This window comes from Sinomonas cyclohexanicum (assembly GCF_020886775.1).
Classification (GTDB): domain Bacteria; phylum Actinomycetota; class Actinomycetes; order Actinomycetales; family Micrococcaceae; genus Sinomonas; species Sinomonas cyclohexanicum.
The window spans coordinates 4,361,715-4,377,081 of the sequence record NZ_AP024525.1 but is presented as its reverse complement, the minus strand read 5'-3'; the positions used below and the strand labels follow the sequence as shown (position 1 = coordinate 4,377,081).

Annotated in this window: 13 protein-coding genes and 1 riboswitch; of the genes, 7 read left to right on the top strand and 6 right to left on the bottom strand. The window is 71.6% G+C overall.

Going from position 1 to position 15,367, the window contains the following annotated elements; translation table 11 throughout:
- Positions 1–16 precede the first annotated feature (16 nt).
- Genes SCMU_RS20535 through SCMU_RS20515 form a run of 5 tightly spaced genes read right to left on the bottom strand, consistent with a single transcriptional unit; the run spans position 17 to position 4,711 of the window.
- On the bottom strand, positions 17–598 hold the full coding sequence (locus tag SCMU_RS20535; protein ID WP_229230915.1) for a hypothetical protein: 582 nt from the start codon (positions 596–598) through the stop codon (positions 17–19).
- A gap of 8 nt (positions 599–606) precedes the next feature.
- A complete protein-coding gene (locus SCMU_RS20530) occupies positions 607–1,836 on the bottom strand; it encodes an ABC transporter permease (protein WP_229230914.1) in 1,230 nt (409 codons plus the stop codon).
- On the bottom strand, positions 1,833–2,564 hold the full coding sequence (locus SCMU_RS20525; RefSeq protein ID WP_274602903.1) for an ABC transporter ATP-binding protein: 732 nt from the start codon (positions 2,562–2,564) through the stop codon (positions 1,833–1,835). Before SCMU_RS20525 ends, SCMU_RS20530 begins: the two co-directional genes overlap by 4 nt.
- A 4-nt stretch (positions 2,565–2,568) precedes the next feature.
- Positions 2,569–4,131 (bottom strand): efflux RND transporter periplasmic adaptor subunit, encoded by a 1,563-nt coding sequence (locus tag SCMU_RS20520; protein WP_229230913.1) that lies wholly within the window; start codon positions 4,129–4,131, stop codon positions 2,569–2,571.
- Between the two features lie 22 nt (positions 4,132–4,153).
- Entirely contained in the window at positions 4,154–4,711 is a 558-nt protein-coding gene (locus tag SCMU_RS20515; protein WP_229230912.1) for an MEDS domain-containing protein, read from the bottom strand.
- A 262-nt stretch (positions 4,712–4,973) separates the two neighbouring features.
- Between SCMU_RS20515 and SCMU_RS20510 the strand changes: the two genes are divergently transcribed.
- From SCMU_RS20510 to SCMU_RS20480, 7 genes are all read left to right on the top strand, one after another.
- Positions 4,974–6,656, top strand: coding sequence for a GAF domain-containing sensor histidine kinase (locus SCMU_RS20510; RefSeq protein WP_229230911.1), 1,683 nt, complete (start codon positions 4,974–4,976; stop codon positions 6,654–6,656).
- 259 nt (positions 6,657–6,915) lie between these two features.
- Positions 6,916–7,896, top strand: a complete 981-nt coding sequence (locus tag SCMU_RS20505; protein WP_229230910.1) for an ABC transporter ATP-binding protein — start codon at positions 6,916–6,918, stop codon at positions 7,894–7,896.
- Entirely contained in the window at positions 7,893–8,762 is an 870-nt protein-coding gene (locus SCMU_RS20500; RefSeq protein ID WP_229230909.1) for an ABC transporter permease subunit, read from the top strand. The genes SCMU_RS20505 and SCMU_RS20500 overlap by 4 nt, the downstream gene beginning before the upstream one ends.
- A 7-nt stretch (positions 8,763–8,769) precedes the next feature.
- Complete coding sequence (locus tag SCMU_RS20495) at positions 8,770–9,987, top strand: sensor histidine kinase (protein ID WP_229230908.1); 1,218 nt, start codon at positions 8,770–8,772, stop codon at positions 9,985–9,987.
- Between the two features lie 14 nt (positions 9,988–10,001).
- A complete protein-coding gene (locus SCMU_RS20490; protein WP_229233102.1) occupies positions 10,002–10,763 on the top strand; it encodes a response regulator in 762 nt (253 codons plus the stop codon).
- 231 nt (positions 10,764–10,994) lie between these two features.
- Positions 10,995–11,111: riboswitch (SAM riboswitch) on the top strand.
- A gap of 36 nt (positions 11,112–11,147) precedes the next feature.
- Positions 11,148–12,515 carry an MFS transporter gene (locus SCMU_RS20485; RefSeq protein WP_229230907.1) on the top strand — a complete coding sequence of 456 codons (1,368 nt, stop codon included), beginning with the start codon at positions 11,148–11,150 and terminating at the stop codon, positions 12,513–12,515.
- 87 nt (positions 12,516–12,602) lie between these two features.
- The gene (locus SCMU_RS20480; RefSeq protein ID WP_229230906.1) at positions 12,603–14,024 is read left to right on the top strand and encodes an LLM class flavin-dependent oxidoreductase; all 1,422 of its coding nucleotides are present in this window, start codon (positions 12,603–12,605) and stop codon (positions 14,022–14,024) included.
- A gap of 78 nt (positions 14,025–14,102) precedes the next feature.
- Here SCMU_RS20480 and SCMU_RS20475 read toward each other — a convergent pair whose 3' ends face one another.
- Positions 14,103–15,302, bottom strand: a complete 1,200-nt coding sequence (locus SCMU_RS20475; RefSeq protein WP_229230905.1) for a S53 family peptidase — start codon at positions 15,300–15,302, stop codon at positions 14,103–14,105.
- Between the last annotated feature and the right edge of the window lie 65 nt (positions 15,303–15,367).

Here is a 15,367-nt window from a genome sequence, read left to right as displayed (position 1 = left end):
GTCCGCTGCGGAGCCGCTACGGTGCGGGTGCGGCCGACGGCGCCGTGGTGGGCGCGCTGCTCGGTGCCTGAGAGGCCCGGTTGCGTCCGCCGAACCCGCCGGTCTGACCGCCAGTGCCTGTGCCGGTGCCGTTCTGCGTCCCGACCTGGAACTGCCCGGTGCGGCCGGAGACGGAGCTGGAGTCGACGGCCTTCTGCAGCGCGGCGCCTCCGAGCCCCCCGGCGAGGACAAGGCACGCGCACACGAGCACCTTGGTGAGCCGCCCGGCCTTCCAGCGCGGGGCCGGGACGAACGGCTCCTCGCCGGGAGCGTACGTGCCGTAGTCCTCGGGCGCATGCGCTCCCGCGCGATCTGGGTACTCGCCGGACTGCACGGGCGGCAGCGTCTGGGTCGCCGCCGGTCCATGCGCCGGGCCCGAGGCCCCGCCCGAGGCCCGCGGCCGGGCGGAGGGCGCGGGGCTTCCCCACGGCACGGACGCCGCGGGGACTGCGGCCGGCCCGGCCTGCCCGAGCGGCTCCGCCTGCCCGAGTGGCTCCGTCGCCTGGGCCACGCTGACGCGCTCGGTGGGTGCGGTGGATTCTGGGATGTTCTCACGCATGGGTGGCTCTATTCGTAGCGGAGGGCGTCGATGGGGCGGAGCTTGGCGGCCTTGTTGGCGGGGTAGATGCCGAACACGAGGCCGATCCCGGCGGACACGGCCACGGACAGCCACACGGTCCACCACTGCACCTCGGGCTGGATGCCGAAGAGCTGGAAGCTCGAGGCGCCGAACCCGATCAGGATGCCCGCGACCCCGCCGAGGATCGAGATGATGAGGGACTCGACGAGGAACTGCAGGACGATGTTCCCGCGGCTCGCCCCGATGGCCTTGCGGATGCCGATCTCGCGGGTCCGCTCGGTGACGGTCACGAGCATGATGTTCATGACGCCGATCCCGCCCACGAGGAGGCTGATCCCCGCCACGGCGCTGAGCAGGATGGTCAGCGTCTGGGTAGTGGATGTGGCCGTCGAGAGGACCTGGGCCTGGTTGCGGACCTGGTAGTCGCGCGTGTCCGCGGTGACCTGGTGGCGGGCGTCGAGGATCTGCTGGATCTCGTTCTGCGCCTCGGTCATGACGTCCGCGCTCTTGGCCTGCACCGCGATCGAGGACAGGCTCTGCGTGTACCCGGTGAACGTGCCCTCGGCGGTGTCGATGGGGACCATCGCCACGTCGTCCGGGTCGTTGAGACCGCTCGTTCCCTTGGGCGCGAGGACGCCCACCACGGTGAAGTTCTGGCTGTTCAGGGACACGGTCTGTCCCACGAGGGTGGACACGTTCTGCGCGAGGTCGGCGGCGACGCTGTTTCCGAGCACGACGACGCGCTGTCCCGCGTCCGAGCCGTCCAGCACCCGGCCGGCGGCGGCGGTGAACGCCGTGATGCCGAAGTACGGCGGCGTCGTGCCCAGGGTCGAGGAGATCGAGTGGGTCGAGGTGCCCAGCGTCGCCGTCACGGACTGCGCCTGCACCACCGGGGCGCTCGTGGACACGTCGGGCGCGAGCACGGGATCGTCCAATGACTGCTGGTCCGCCGCGGTGAGGAACGTGGAGCGGGTGCGGGTCGCCGTCGCGCTTCCCCCGGTGGTGCGCCCGCCGGTGGCGACCGAGCGGTTCACGGTGAGCACGTTGGTGCCGAGCTTGCCGATCTGGTCCTTGATCATGTTCGACGTGCCCGCGCCGACGGCCAGGAGCGTGATCACGGCGCTGATGCCGATCACGATTCCGAGGGTCGTGAGGACGGAGCGCATCTTGTTCGCCCAGATGCCGGTCAGGGCGAACCGGACGGCCTCGAGGATCATGCGGCACCGTCCTCGATGATGCGCCCGTCCTGCATCCGCACCACGCGCCGGGCGCGGGCGGCCACCTCGGGCTCGTGGGTGATCATGACGATGGTCCGGCCGCGCGCGTGGAGGGCCTCGAACAGGTCGAGGATCTCGTGCGAGGAGCGCGTGTCGAGGGCGCCGGTCGGCTCGTCCGCGAGGAGGAGGACGGGCTCGCCGACGAGGGCCCGCGCGATTGCCACACGCTGCTGCTGCCCGCCGGAGAGCTGCGACGGCAGGTGCCCGGCACGGGAGGTGAGGCCGACGGCGTCGAGCGCCTCGAGCGCGAGGCCGTGCCGTTCGCGGCGGTGCACCTTGCGGTACGCGAGCGGCATGGCCACGTTGTCCACGGCGCGCGTGCGGGGGATGAGGTTGAAGCTCTGGAACACGAACCCGATCTTGCGGTTGCGTATCTGGGCGAGCTGGAACTCGTCGAGCTCGCCGGTGGCGATCCCGTCCATGAGGTACGTGCCCGATGTGGGGGCATCGAGACAGCCGATGATGTTCATCATCGTGGACTTGCCCGAGCCGGACGCGCCCACGATCGCCACGAACTCGCCGGGCTGGATGGACAGGCTCACGCCGTCGAGGGCGCGCACCTCCGCCTCGCCCTGGCCGTAGACCTTGCGTACGCCGTGCAGCCCGATCACGGGCCTGCGCCGCGAGGGCTGCGCGAACGCCGGGGGTTGGACTGAGCCGAAACCCACGGGACTACCTGCCGGTGCCGGAGTTGCTGCCGCCACCCGTGCCCCCTCGCGTGCCGCCGGTGCCCCCGCCGAACCCGCCGTTGCCGCCGCCGATTCCTCCGAACCCGCCGCGTGTGGACTGCGTCGACGTGTCCGTGCTGCCGGTGACGCTCGGCAGGACGATCTCGTCCCCGGCGTTCAGCCCCGTGAGCACCTGAGTGCGCCCGTTCGCGGTGATGCCGGTGGTGATCGCCACCGGCGCGTCGGCGCCGTTGCGCTGAACGGTCACGGTCTGCCGGGTCCCCGCGGTGGTGATGGCGAGCGTCGGCACGACGAGCGCGTTGTCTGCGGACGCCGTCGTGACCGAGACGTTGGCGCTCTCGCCGAGGCGCACCGCGGCGGGCGGGTTGGCGATCGAGACCGTCACGGCGTAGGTGACCACGCCGTTGGTCGTCGTCGAGGTCGCCGCGATCGAGGCGACGGTGCCCGTCACGGGTGCGGCGCCGGCGTCGGCCTTGATGGCGGGGAAGGTGAGGGTCGCCGCCTGGCCGGCCTTCATCGCCGCGACGTCGGACTCCGAGAACGCGGCGACCACCTGGAGGTGGCCCGTGTCGGTGAGCGTCACGAGGCCGGACGAGCTCGAGGAGCCAGAGCCGGACGACGCCGCCGCGCCGCTCCCGCCGGATCCTCCGCTGCCGCCGGAGGCGCCGGTGGATCCGGACGACGCCGAGGATCCGCCCCCCGTCGCACCGGCGCCCACCACGGCGCCCACCGCGGTGACAGTCCCGTCCGCAGGGGCCTTGACCACGCAGTCGGCGAGGTTCTTCTGCGCCGTCTGCAGCGCGATCTGCGCGCTCGTCGTGTTGCTCGGGGCCGCGTTGGCCTGGGAATTCTGGGCGGAGTTGAGCGATACGGTCGCCGAGGACACCTGCTGCTGGTCCTTCAGCGCCGAGGAGGCCTGCTGGTTCTGCGCCTGCGCGAGGGCCTGCTGGTCCTTGGCCAGCTGTGACTGCGCCGCCGTGACCGCCGAGGCGGCCTGTGTGCTCGAGGGAGCCGCCGCGGCTGCCGACTGGTCCTGGGTGAGGGCGGCCTGGTCGGCGTCGACCTGCTTCTGCGCCGCGGACACCGTCGCGGCCTGCTGCTGGGCATCGAGGGACGCCGTCTGCTGGGCATTCGTGAGCTGCTGCTGGGCCTGGGCCACCGAGTTCGCGGAGCTCGCGGCCTGCTGGCCGGCCTGCGCGTTGGCCGAGTCGAGCTGAGCCTGCGCGGCGTCCACGGCGTTCTGGGCGTTGGTCGGGTCGAGGTCCACGAGCTCGGTCCCGGCCTTGACGGCCTGCCCCACCGTCACCTTGATCGCGGTCACGGCCCCGGTGCAGTTCCCGGCCCCCACGCTCGTGGTCGTGGCAGAGGAGACGTTCCCGGACGCCGTCGCCGTCTCCTCGAGGGATGTGCGCGAGACGGCGACCGTGCGGCTGCTCACGGTACTGGCGGGGCGGGCGGTCGCGGCGACCGTCGCCCAGATCCCCCCGCTCAGCAGGAGGGCAGCGGCCCCGAGGGCGCTGTTGATCACGATGGTTCGGCGGTTCACGCCAGAAACCTACGTGGTCAGGCTATGCGGGGGCTGTGGGGGGACCCTGCACGGGCTGGGGGCCGGTCGCGTGCTGGGTCCGATGCACGCTCAACACCGCCTCCAGCGTCAGGGGGTCGCTTCTGGTCTGGTCGAAGGCGCAGAGCCCTGTCATGGGGTGTGCCTGCATCAGGAGGTCGGCCTCGTGTTCCCAGCGCAGCCATGCTCCCAGTCGGTCGGGGCCCGAGGTGAGGCTGGTGTTGTCCGCGGCCACGCGAAGGCCGGTGTACCCGAGGGCCCTCGCCTCCACGAGGAAGGATTCGAAGGCGGTCCGCTGTGCGGTGGCGTCGGCAATCCGTTCCGGGCCGTAGACCTCGGCGGTGCTCAGGACGATGAGGCTGCCTCGCGCCATGAGGTACTTCGGCCAGAGACTGGCCCTCGGGTCGTCGGCGATGAAGACCTGGCGTTCTCGGCGGGTGTGTCCCTCGGCCAGGAATGACGCGACCCGTCCCTCGAACTCCGGCATACCGCGGTACACCCATCCGATGTGGCCGGTCGGCCAACGGGCCGCTGACCGGGCCCGGGTGCTGTGCTCGTGCACTGATGCCTCTTCTCGAGCGGTCCTGCAAGTTTACCGTCCGGTAGGCGCGGCAGTCCGGGGCCCAAAGGCCTATTCCGCGGTCGGCCCTGCGCACCCCGCCGGGCGCCCGGTGCGGGCACACTTGCGGGCACATTGCGGACAGGCCTTTGATCCGAGCACGTGCCGGGGACCACAATCGAGGTAAACAACTGTTGTTCTTTGTGGCGTTCTGATCCCCAGGGGCTCAGTCCTGACGCGCCGCACCACTTTCGGGAGTCCCACCATGGTTGACCGCAGACCCCGCAGGACCGATGAGCTGCCACACGAGTCGACCGACGGGGCCCGGGAGCTGGTGCGGATCCAAGGCCGCATGGACAGCCTCATGCGCGCGGTCGTCTCAATAGCCGAGGACTTGAGCCTGCAGTCGGTGCTCGAGCGGGTCGCCCAGTCCGCGTCAGAGCTGCTCGGGGCCCGCTACGCCGCCATCGGCATCCTCGGCGAGGACCACACACTCGGGCATTTCATCACGGTCGGTGTCGAGGACGAGCAGATCCGGCTCATCGGCGATGTGCCCACCGGCCACGGGGTGCTGGGGGAGCTGATCACCGACCCGCGTCCGCTGCGACTCCACAACCTCCGGGAGCATCCCGCCGCGATCGGATTCCCCGACGAGCACCCGCCGATGAAGACCTTCCTCGGGGTCGCGATCCGGGTCCGCGGCGCGGTGTTGGGCAACCTCTACCTCACGGAGAAGGAGGGCGGGGCGGACTTCACCGACGAAGACGAGGAACTCGCCACCGCCTTGGCGGCCGCGGCCGGGGTCGCGATCCAGAACGCGCGCCTGTACGAGCAGAGCCGCGGACGGCAGCGCTGGCTCGAGGCCGGCATGAGGGCTGCCAGCGCGCTGCTGGCGGAGAATCCACCCTCGCACGAGGGGGACCTGGACCTCGTCGCCGAGCACGCCCTGGCCGCCTCCGATGCGGCACTCGCCGTCGTCGCACGACCAGAGGGCGACGTCCTGCGGGTGCGCACGGCCGTGGGTGCCCTCGCCCTTGCCGCGGGGGAGGACCTCCGCTGCCCCGCGGCCCTCCAGCGGCCCGTGCAGGAACGCCGCGCGGTGGTGCTCGCGGACCCGGTGGAGGTCTTCGGGCCCGAGGCGGGCGAGAAGCTTGGCCAGGTCCTGGTGCTCACCGTGGGGCAGCGCAGCCCCGGGTCCGGGCACACGTGGGGAAACCGGCTGCTCCTGCTCGCCCGGCAGGCTGGCGCGGGCCCATTCTCCGAGTCGGATGTGGAGTCCGGCGAGTCCTTCGGCTCCCACGTGGGAACGGCGCTGGATCTGACTCTGGCCCACCGTGAGCGCGAGCAGGACCTGCTCTCAGGGGACCGGGACCGGATAGCCCAGGACCTGCACGACCTCGTGATCCAGCGCCTTTTCGCGGCGGGGCTGAGTATCCAGAGCCTCCGGCGGTTCACGGCGGATGCGGACGCCCACGCCCGGATCGGAAGGCTCACGGAGGAGATCGATGAGAGCATCCGGGACCTCAGGGGCACGATCTACTCCCTGCGTGCGGTCCCGACGCGTGAGGAGCACCTCTCCCAGAGGCTGCCCGAGGCGGTCCACGAGAGTGTGCAGAACAGCCGCATCAGGCCCCGGATCAGCGTGGCCGGCCGCATTGACGAGGTGCCCCCGGTTCTTGCCGGGCACCTGCTCGCCGTTGCGCGGGAAGCCGTCAGCAACGCCGTCCGCCACTCGGGCGCATCGAGCGTCACGGTGACCCTCACCGCGGAGGAGGACGCCGTGGAGCTCGTGGTCGAGGACGACGGGCGCGGGTTCGCCAACCCTCCGCGGGCCAGCGGCCTGGCCAACATGGAACGCCGCGCCGCATCCGTAGGTGGGTGGAGCCGGGTCGACAGTGTCCTCGGACGTGGCACCCGTGTCTGCTGGGTGGCGCCTCTCGCCCCATAGCCCGATCCCCGGCCCGTAGCCTGAGTCACCAGCCAGCGTGAGGGGGCGGCCCTGCGGGGGCGACCACCCGCCGTCGTGCGTCATCCTTCCGGACGAGACGGGCGCGTCGCGGCGGTCAGAGATCATCCCCACGGCCGTCGCGTCCGGATTCCGCGCAGGCCTAGCGTGGAGGCATGCGAAAGGCAGCGCTCGTGAGAGCAGAGCTCGTCAGATCAGGGCACAGCAGAGCAGGGCACAGCAGAGCACAGAGGGGAATCTCATGATCCAGGCGAAGGACCTGGCCAAGGTCTACGGAGACAAGACGGCCGTGGACGGTGTCACCTTCACCGTCCAGCCCGGCCGCGTCACCGGCTTCCTCGGCCCGAATGGCGCCGGCAAGTCCACCACCATGCGCATGATCATGGGGCTGGACGCGCCCACCCGCGGCACCGTGACCGTCAACGGCGAGCCGTACGTGAAGCACCGGGCGCCGCTGCGCGAGATCGGTGCCCTCCTCGAGGCCCGCGCCGTCCATCCCGGCCGCACCGCGTACACCCACCTGCGCGCGCTCGCCGCGACGCACGGCATCCCCAACTCCCGCGTGAGCGAGGTCATCGAGATGACCGGCCTCGGCGCGGTGGCCCGCAAGAAGGTCAAGGGCTTCTCGCTCGGCATGGGCCAGCGGCTCGGCATCGCCGCGGCGCTGCTCGGCGACCCGCAGGTCGTGGTCCTCGACGAGCCCGTCAACGGCCTCGACCCCGAGGGTGTCCTGTGGGTCCGCAACCTCGTGAAGTACCTCGCCTCGGAGGGCCGCACGGTGTTCCTCTCGAGCCACCTCATGAGCGAGATGTCCCAGACCGCGGACCACCTCATCGTGATCGGCCGCGGGAAGATCATCGCGGACGCCCCCATCGAGGACATCCTCGCCGGCGAGGGCCGCGCCCGCACGCGCGTCCGCACCGACGTCCCCGAGCGGCTCGCCGGGCTCCTGGCGCGCGAGGGCGTGAGCATCCAGACCCAGGAGCGCGAGCTCCTCGAGGTCTCCGGCCTCGGGCCCCGCGAGATCGCCCAGACCGCGCTCCGCAACGGCGTGCTCGTCTACGAGCTCACCCCGCTCACGGCCAGCCTCGAGGAGGCCTACCTCGAGCTCACCAAGGACGACGTCGAGTACCGCTCCGACACCGGCCACCCGCACGACGCCGGCCACGCGCCGTCGGCCGCAGCGGACCAGCCCGCCCAGAATCAGGAGGCGAACCGATGAGCACCGCAGTCCAGCCAACCCGCCGCCCCGCGGGCCCCGCCCTGACCGGCCCGAACTTCCTCCGCGTCATCACCTCCGAGCGGATCAAGCTCTTCTCGCTCCTCTCGACCCGGATCCTGCTGGCGTGCGCGGTGGTGCTCATGGTCGGCTTCTCCGCGCTCCAGGCGTGGGGCTTCGGGCAGGTCTCCCAGGCCCAGCAGTCCGGCGCCGCGACCGGCCGTCCCGGTGAGGCCGCCGTCAACGTGGCGGCCCTCCTGCCGCAGCTTCCGAGCGCGGGCGTCTCCTTCTCGCAGCTCATCATCGGCTCGCTCGCCGTGCTGATGATCAGCGCAGAGTTCACGTCCGGCATGTCCCGTGCGACGTTCTCCGCCGTGCCCAAGCGGTGGCCCGTGCTCGCCGCCAAGGGCGTGTACGCCGTCGTGGTCGGGTTCGTCCTCACCTACGTGGGCGCCTACCTGGGCGGCCTGGCCGCCCAGCCCATCCTCGGCAAGTACAGCCTGCACCTGGACATGGCCAGCTGGGATATCCAGCGGCCCATGCTCCTCAGCGCCGCCTACGTGGCCGCGGTGGCGCTCATGGGCCTCGCACTCGGGGCGCTCCTGCGGAACTCGGCCGGCGCGATCGTGACCCTCGTCGCGGCGCTGTTCGTGCTGCCGATCATCTTCCAGCTCATCCCCAACGACTTCTTCAAGGAGGCCCGCAAGTACCTCCCGACGAATGCCGCCAACGCGATGATGGAGGCCGGCTCGAGCGCGCCGCTCAACACGGCCCTCCTCGAGCCATGGCAGGGCACGCTCGTGATCGTCGCGTACGTGGTGGTGCTGCTCGGGGCCGCGTTCACCACACTCAAGCAGCGGGACGTCTAGGAGCCCCGTGCAGGCCCCCGGCACCCCGTTCGCGCTCGCGGTCCCGCCTCGGCGGGGCCGCGTCCGCGCGTACCTGGCCGACCACCCGGTCGCGATGGACTGGATCGTGGTCGTCGCCGCGACGTTCCTCGCGGTGCCGTTGTTCGTCGAGTTCGCGCTCCACCACCAGTGGTGGCAGTTCGTGCTCCTGGGCCTCGAGCAGGCCGCCCTCCTCGCACGACGCCGCTCGCCCTGGGCGGTGCTCGTCGTCACCGTCGCGATCGACGCGGCCCTGCTGTACCAGTCTCCGAGCAGCTCCACGACGAGCGCCGTGGTCTTCTTCGCGCTCTATGCCGTGGCGACCGCGGCCCCGGCCCTCGTCGCGTTCGGCGCGGCCGTGCTCGCCTCGGTCCCCGCGTCGGTGTACTTCGCGTTCGTGTACACCACCCCCCACGGGATCGAGGTCCCCGAGAACGCCCGCTACGTGGGACTGGTCGCGGCCGTCTCCCTCCTGCTCATGAACCTCCTCGCCGCCGGCCTCGGGGCATGGGTCCGCGGCACCCGCGAGCACCAGGCCGAGATCCGCGCGTGGGCCATGCGCCGCGCCGAGCTGGCCTCCGTACAGGAGCGCAACCGGATCGCCCGCGAGATGCACGACGTCGTGGCGCACTCGCTCACGGTCATGGTGGCCCTCAGCGACGGCGCCGCGAAGGTCGCCCCCAAGGACCCGGACCGCGCCCAGCAGGTCCTCGGCGAGCTGTCCCGGACCGGCCGCACCGCGCTCGCGGACATGCGGCGGGTCCTCGGCGTGCTGCGCGAGACCGCGGGAGCCAGCCTCGCGCCGTCGCCCGGGACCGAAAGCCTCCACTCGCTCGTGGCGGGCTTCCGTGCCGCCGGGCTCCCGGCGACGCTGATCCTCGAGGGCGCACCGCCGCCGTCGGACGCCGCGTTCCAGCTCGCCGTCTACCGGATCGTGCAGGAGTCGCTCACCAATGCGCTGCGGTACGGGCGGGGGATGAGCCGCGCGGACGTGCTCGTGGCGCGGCAGGACGGCGTGGTGCGGGTCCGGGTCGAGAACGACGGCGGCGCGTACGACGGCGCCGCGCCCCACCTCGGGACGGGCGGCGGCATCGCCGGGATGCGCGAGCGTGCGGCGCTGTACGGGGGCACGCTGCACGCCGGTCCGCGGAACGGTGGAGGATGGATCGTGGAGACCGAGCTGCACTGGGCAGAAGGCGGTCCGTGACGGAGGGGGCATCGATGGAGGGCGACCACGCAGCGCCGGGGGAGCATCGGGAGGGCCCGCTGCGCCTCCTCCTCGTGGACGACCAGCCGCTGCTGCGGATGGGATTCCGGCTCGTGCTCGAGTCCGAGGAGGGCATCGAGGTGGTCGGGGAGGCCGGCGACGGCGAGGAGGCCGTGCGGCTCGCGCGCTCCCTGGCCCCCGACGTGGTCCTCATGGACGTGAGGATGCCCGTCATGGATGGGATCGAGGCCACGCGGCGCATCGCCGCCGAGCACTCCGCGGCGCGGGTCATCATCCTCACGACCTTCGACCTCGACGAGTACGCGTTCGCGGGGCTCCAGGCCGGCGCCTCCGCGTTCCTCCTCAAGGACGTGGCGCCCGCGGAGCTCATCCAGGCCGTCCGGCTCGTGGCGAGCGGCGACGCCGTCGTGAGTCCACGGGTGACCCAGCGGCTGCTCGAGACGTACGTGCGCAACGGCCAGTCGGGGGTCGGCGCCGCAGCGTCGGACGGGGCAGCGGGCGGTGCGGCGTCGCCGGCCGAGCCGGCATCCGATCCGCTGCTGAAGGACCTCACGCCGCGCGAACTCGAGGTGCTGCGCGCCATCTGCGAGGGCCTGAGCAACGCCGAGATCGCGCACCGGTTCTTCCTCTCCGAGGCGACCGTGAAGAGCCACGTGCGGCGGATCCTGACCAAGCTGCACCTGCGGGACCGCGTCCAGGCGGTCGTTTACGGGTACGAGACGGGCCTCATCATCCCGAGCAACCCGGACTACTGAGCCCCGCCCCCGTCTGGGAGTCACGTCTGGGAGTCACGTCCCGGGGGTCAGCTTCTGGGAGTCACGTCCGGGAGGTCAGCTTCTGGGAGTCACCTCCTGGGGGTCATCTCCTGCGGGTTGACCCACGGGAGATGACCTTCAGGATCTGCCCTCCAGACGGGCATGGGAGTGTGAAGGTCCGTGACACCCCGGTTTCGCCCGCGCGGCCCGGGCGCGCAAGACTGCTTGAAGAATCAAGAGTTCCGGTGAGAAGCCCTGGCTAGCCGGACGGCAACCCTCCAGCTGTAGTGGGGTGCCCCAGGTGAGGATTCGACGGCGCCCGGGACCCCGGCGTCGTAAGTATGGCGCCTGAGCGAGCCTCGCGCCGCGATCCGGAGGAACCACATGGCCACCCTCGTCACCGCCGAGCGTGGGCTCGGCGCCGCCCTGCGCGCCAAGCGGCGCATCCTTGCCTCGGCATTCGTCGGGACCACGATCGAGTGGTACGACTTCTACCTCTACGGCACGGCCTCGGCGCTCGTGTTCGGCAAGCAGTTCTTCCCCGATGCGAGCCCGCTCGTGGCCGTGCTCGCCTCGTTCGCTACATATGCCGTCGGATTCATAGCACGCCCACTCGGCGGCGTGATCTCTGGCCACCTCGGGGACCGGATCGGCCGCAAGGCCCTCCTGATCGCCTCCCTGCTGACCATGGGCATCGCATCGACCCTCATCGGCATCCTGCCGAACTATGCCGCTATCGGCATCCTCGCCGTCATCGGGCTCGTGGGTCTCCGGCTCATCCAGGGACTCTCCGCGGGCGCCGAGTGGGGAGGCTCCGCGCTCCTCTCGGTCGAGCACGCCCCGCCCGGCAGCCGCGGCCTCTTCGGCTCGTTCACGCAGGTCGGTTCCGCGGCCGGCATGCTGCTCGCGACCGCCGCCTACGCTCTCACGCAGGCGTTCCTCACCGCGGACCAGTTCCAGGCGTTCGGCTGGCGCATCCCGTTCCTGCTCTCCGGTGTCCTCGTGGTGGTGGGCCTGTGGATCCGCCTCGGCGTGACGGATGCGGACGAGTTCACCGCCATCAAGGAGGAGGCCCGCATCGTCAAGCGGCCCGTGGTGCGCGTGCTCAGGGAACATCCCCGCGGCATCCTCGTGACCATCGGCATGCGCCTCGTCCAGCCGGCCATCTACACGCTCATGACCGTGTACATCCTCGGCTACCTCAAGGACCGCCGCCACGACACCACGTCGGGCCTCGCCGCGATCCTCATCGTCTCCGCGATCGGCCTGCTCTCCGGCCCGTTCTGGGGCTGGCTCTCGGACCGGATCGGCCGCCGTCGCATCGCCGTGGCCGCATCTGTGGGCGTGATCGCGCTCATCTGGCCCTTCTTCTGGTTCCTCGACCATGGCAGCCTCACCTACCTGCCGCTCGTACTGCTCGTGGGCATGAACATCCTCCACGACGCGATCTACGGCCCCCAGGCCGCGTGGTTCGCCGAGCAGTTCCCCACGGAGCTGCGCTACTCCGGCGTGTCGTTCGGCTACCAGGTCGGCACCGTCCTCTCCGCGGCCATCACCCCGCTCGTCGCGGCCGCACTGCTCGAGGTCGGCGGCGGCCAGCCGTGGCTCGTGTGCGGCTGGTTCGCGTTCCTCGGCATCCTCACGACCGCGGCAGCGCTCGCCGCGAAGGACCCGGCCGCTGCTGAGGCACGGTTCGGGGCCGCTCGCACCGCCACGGACTCGGCCACGGACTCCGGTGAGCAGCCCGCCTGAGACGCCGCGCGCCGTCGTGCGCCGTCGCACCCGCGCCGCCCCGCGGCCACGCGTCCCACACCGCCGCACCTCCGAAAGGACCCCGAAATGACCAAGCCCCTGCTCCTCAACGCGTTCGAGATGCTCGTTCCGGTCCACCAGTCGCCGGGCCTGTGGCGGCACCCCGACTCGCAGGCAGGCCGGTTCGCCCAGCTCGGCTACTGGACCGAGCTCGCGCGGGCACTCGAGGACGGCGGATTCCACGGGATCTTCTTCGCCGACGTGCTCGGCCAGTACGACGTCTACGGCGACAGCGCCGACGAGGCCGTCCGCGGCGGAGTCCAGTACCCGGCCCTGGACCCGCTCCTGATCGTCTCGGCGCTCGCCGCGGCCACGGAGCGGCTCGGCTTCGGCGTCACGGCGTCCGTCACCTACGACCACCCTTACCTGCTCGCGCGCAGGTTCGGCACCCTCGACCACCTCACCGGCGGCCGGGTGGCATGGAACATCGTCACGTCCTACCAGGAGTCGGCGGCCCGGAACCTTGGCCTCGACACGCAGATCCCGCACGACGAGCGCTACGACCGCGCCGAGGAGTTCATGGACGTGGTCTACAAGCTGTGGGAGGGATCGGTGGACGACGGCGCCGTGGTCGCCGACGCTGCCTCGAACACCTTCCTGGATCCCGCGCAGGTTCGCGGGATCGCGCACGACGGCGCGGCCTACCGGGTGCCCGGCCCCACCTTGGTGGGGCCCTCCCCGCAGCGGACCCCGCTGCTGTTCCAGGCCGGCGCCTCGGCCCGAGGGCGGGCGTTCGCCGGGAAGCACGCCGAGGCCGTGTTCTTCGCGAGCTCCACGCCCGCGCAGGCCCGCAAGTACACGGATGGGCTGCGAGCCGAGCTCGCCGCGGCGGGACGCGCGGCGGACTCCGTGGCCGTGTTCAACCTCGCGACCGTGATCGTGGCGGAGACCGACGAGACCGCGGCAGCGAAGCTCGCCGACTACGAGCGGTACGTGGACACCGACGCCGCGCTGGCCCTGTTCGCCGGGTGGACGGGCGTGGACCTGTCCGGGCTCGACCAGGACGCCCCGCTCGAGTACATCAGGAGCGAGGCCAACCAGTCCGCCCTCGCCCAGTTCACGACCCTCGATCCGGACCGCACGTGGACGCTGCGCGAGGTAGCGAAGTTCGTCTCGATCGGCGGGCGCGGCCCGGTGATCGTGGGGTCCCCGACGACCGTTGCGGACCAGCTCGAGCAGTTCGCCGAGGAGGGCGGCGTGGACGGTTTCAACCTGACCTCGGCCGTGCGGCCCGCGGACCTGCTCGAGTTCGCGAGGCTCGTCAGCCCCGAGCTGCGGCGCCGCGGGCTCCTCGCCGAGACTCAGACCGCCTCGGGCGCCGCAGCGACGTTCCGGGAGACCGTCCTCGGCGCCGGCCCCCGCCTCGCCGACGACCACCCGGGAAGGCGAGCCGCCGCCGTCGTGCGCGAGGCGGTGCCGACGCCCGCCGTCCCCTCCCCGGCGGCCTGAGTACGTCTGAAGGCCACCTCCTGAGGGTCAGGTTCCGGGGGTCAGCTCCCGTGGGTGCTGACCCCCAGAAGGTGACCCCTAGAAGCCGTTCACCCCGTTCGGCGTGCCGATCCCGGTCGGGCCGTCCCAGCCGGCCCCGGCCGTGCACCACTGGGCCGTGGGGCACGTCCCGTTGTTCCCCGAGGTCACGTCGAAGAGGCTGCCCGTGTGGGCGTAGGGGATCGAGTTCGCGTACGTGGACGCCGAGCCGGTGTTGCCGCTCATGGCGTAGACGGACGCGATGATCGGCGAGGCCTCGCTCGTGCCGCCGAACTGTCCCCACGTCGAGGCGCTGCTCGAGGTCGGGTAGTACACGGCGAGGCCGCCGTTGCTTGGGTCGGAGGCGGCGGCGACGTCATTCATGGCGCGGCCCGCGCAGCCGGTGTTCGAGGAGGCCGCCGCGGCCAGTGCCGCGTTGAGGCTCGAACAGCCCGAGCCGGTCCCGCTCCACACTGACTCGCTCCAGCCGCGCGTGTTGCCGGCCTTTGCGAGCGAGGTCCCGCCCACGGCGACCACGTAGCTCGACGACGCGGGGTAGGACGCGCCCTGATAGCCGTTGTCGCCGGCGCTCGCCGTCACGGCGATGCCCGGGAAGCTGTAGTACTTCCCATACGTCGCGTCGGACGCGTCGGAGCCGCCGTAGGAGTTCGAGATCGCCACGACGCCGGGGACCCTCGCCGCCGTCTGCACCGCGGTGCCGAGGTCCGCGAAGGAGGCCGAGTTGGCCTGAACCACCACGATCTTGCAGTCCGGGCAGGCGGCGGAGACGGCGTCGACGTCGAGCGACTGCTCCTGCGCCCAGCCGAGGTTGAAGCGGGGGAGCTTCGAGCCGCCCGTCTCGTTCATGATGGTCAGGCAGCCGTTGGCCGTGGTGCAGGCCGGGAGGCCGAACTGGGACCGGTAGACGCCGAGGTCGCGCTCGAGGTTCGGGTAGCCGTAGGCGTCGACGATCGCGACGGTCCGTCCGCCCGAGGACGCCCCCGTGAGCTTGTAGGCGTCGCGGAGCTGGGCCGGGGTGAGGCCGGTCGACGGCGGCGTGGCGGCGTTGGCGATCGGCTTGCCGTTGGGGTCCACGGCCTGCCGCGCGTGGCAGGCGGCCTCGCCGGCGCGGGGCGCGGCGCAGACCTGGATCGAGTGGTCCGACTGCGGATTCGGTCCGGGCGCGGCCAACGCTGGGGCGGTGGTGGCGACGCCGGCGAGCAGCAGGCCGGCGGCCGCTGCGGTGAGGATCTTCCTCAAGTGCCCTCCAGGGGTGGGAGAAACGCTCTGACATGATGCGCCGGATGACGGAAAATTCACGATGC

What these genes read in the sequence shown, in the direction of transcription:
- SCMU_RS20510 (WP_229230911.1), top strand. Translation starts at nt 4,974, where the DNA reads ATGGTTGACCGCAGACCCCGCAGGACCGATGAGCTGCCACACGAGTCG.
- SCMU_RS20535 (WP_229230915.1), bottom strand. Translation starts at nt 598, where the DNA reads ATGCGTGAGAACATCCCAGAATCCACCGCACCCACCGAGCGCGTCAGC.
- SCMU_RS20490 (WP_229233102.1), top strand. Translation starts at nt 10,002, where the DNA reads ATGGAGGGCGACCACGCAGCGCCGGGGGAGCATCGGGAGGGCCCGCTG.
- SCMU_RS20480 (WP_229230906.1), top strand. Translation starts at nt 12,603, where the DNA reads ATGACCAAGCCCCTGCTCCTCAACGCGTTCGAGATGCTCGTTCCGGTC.
- SCMU_RS20505 (WP_229230910.1), top strand. Translation starts at nt 6,916, where the DNA reads ATGATCCAGGCGAAGGACCTGGCCAAGGTCTACGGAGACAAGACGGCC.
- SCMU_RS20500 (WP_229230909.1), top strand. Translation starts at nt 7,893, where the DNA reads ATGAGCACCGCAGTCCAGCCAACCCGCCGCCCCGCGGGCCCCGCCCTG.
- SCMU_RS20530 (WP_229230914.1), bottom strand. Translation starts at nt 1,836, where the DNA reads ATGATCCTCGAGGCCGTCCGGTTCGCCCTGACCGGCATCTGGGCGAAC.
- SCMU_RS20485 (WP_229230907.1), top strand. Translation starts at nt 11,148, where the DNA reads ATGGCCACCCTCGTCACCGCCGAGCGTGGGCTCGGCGCCGCCCTGCGC.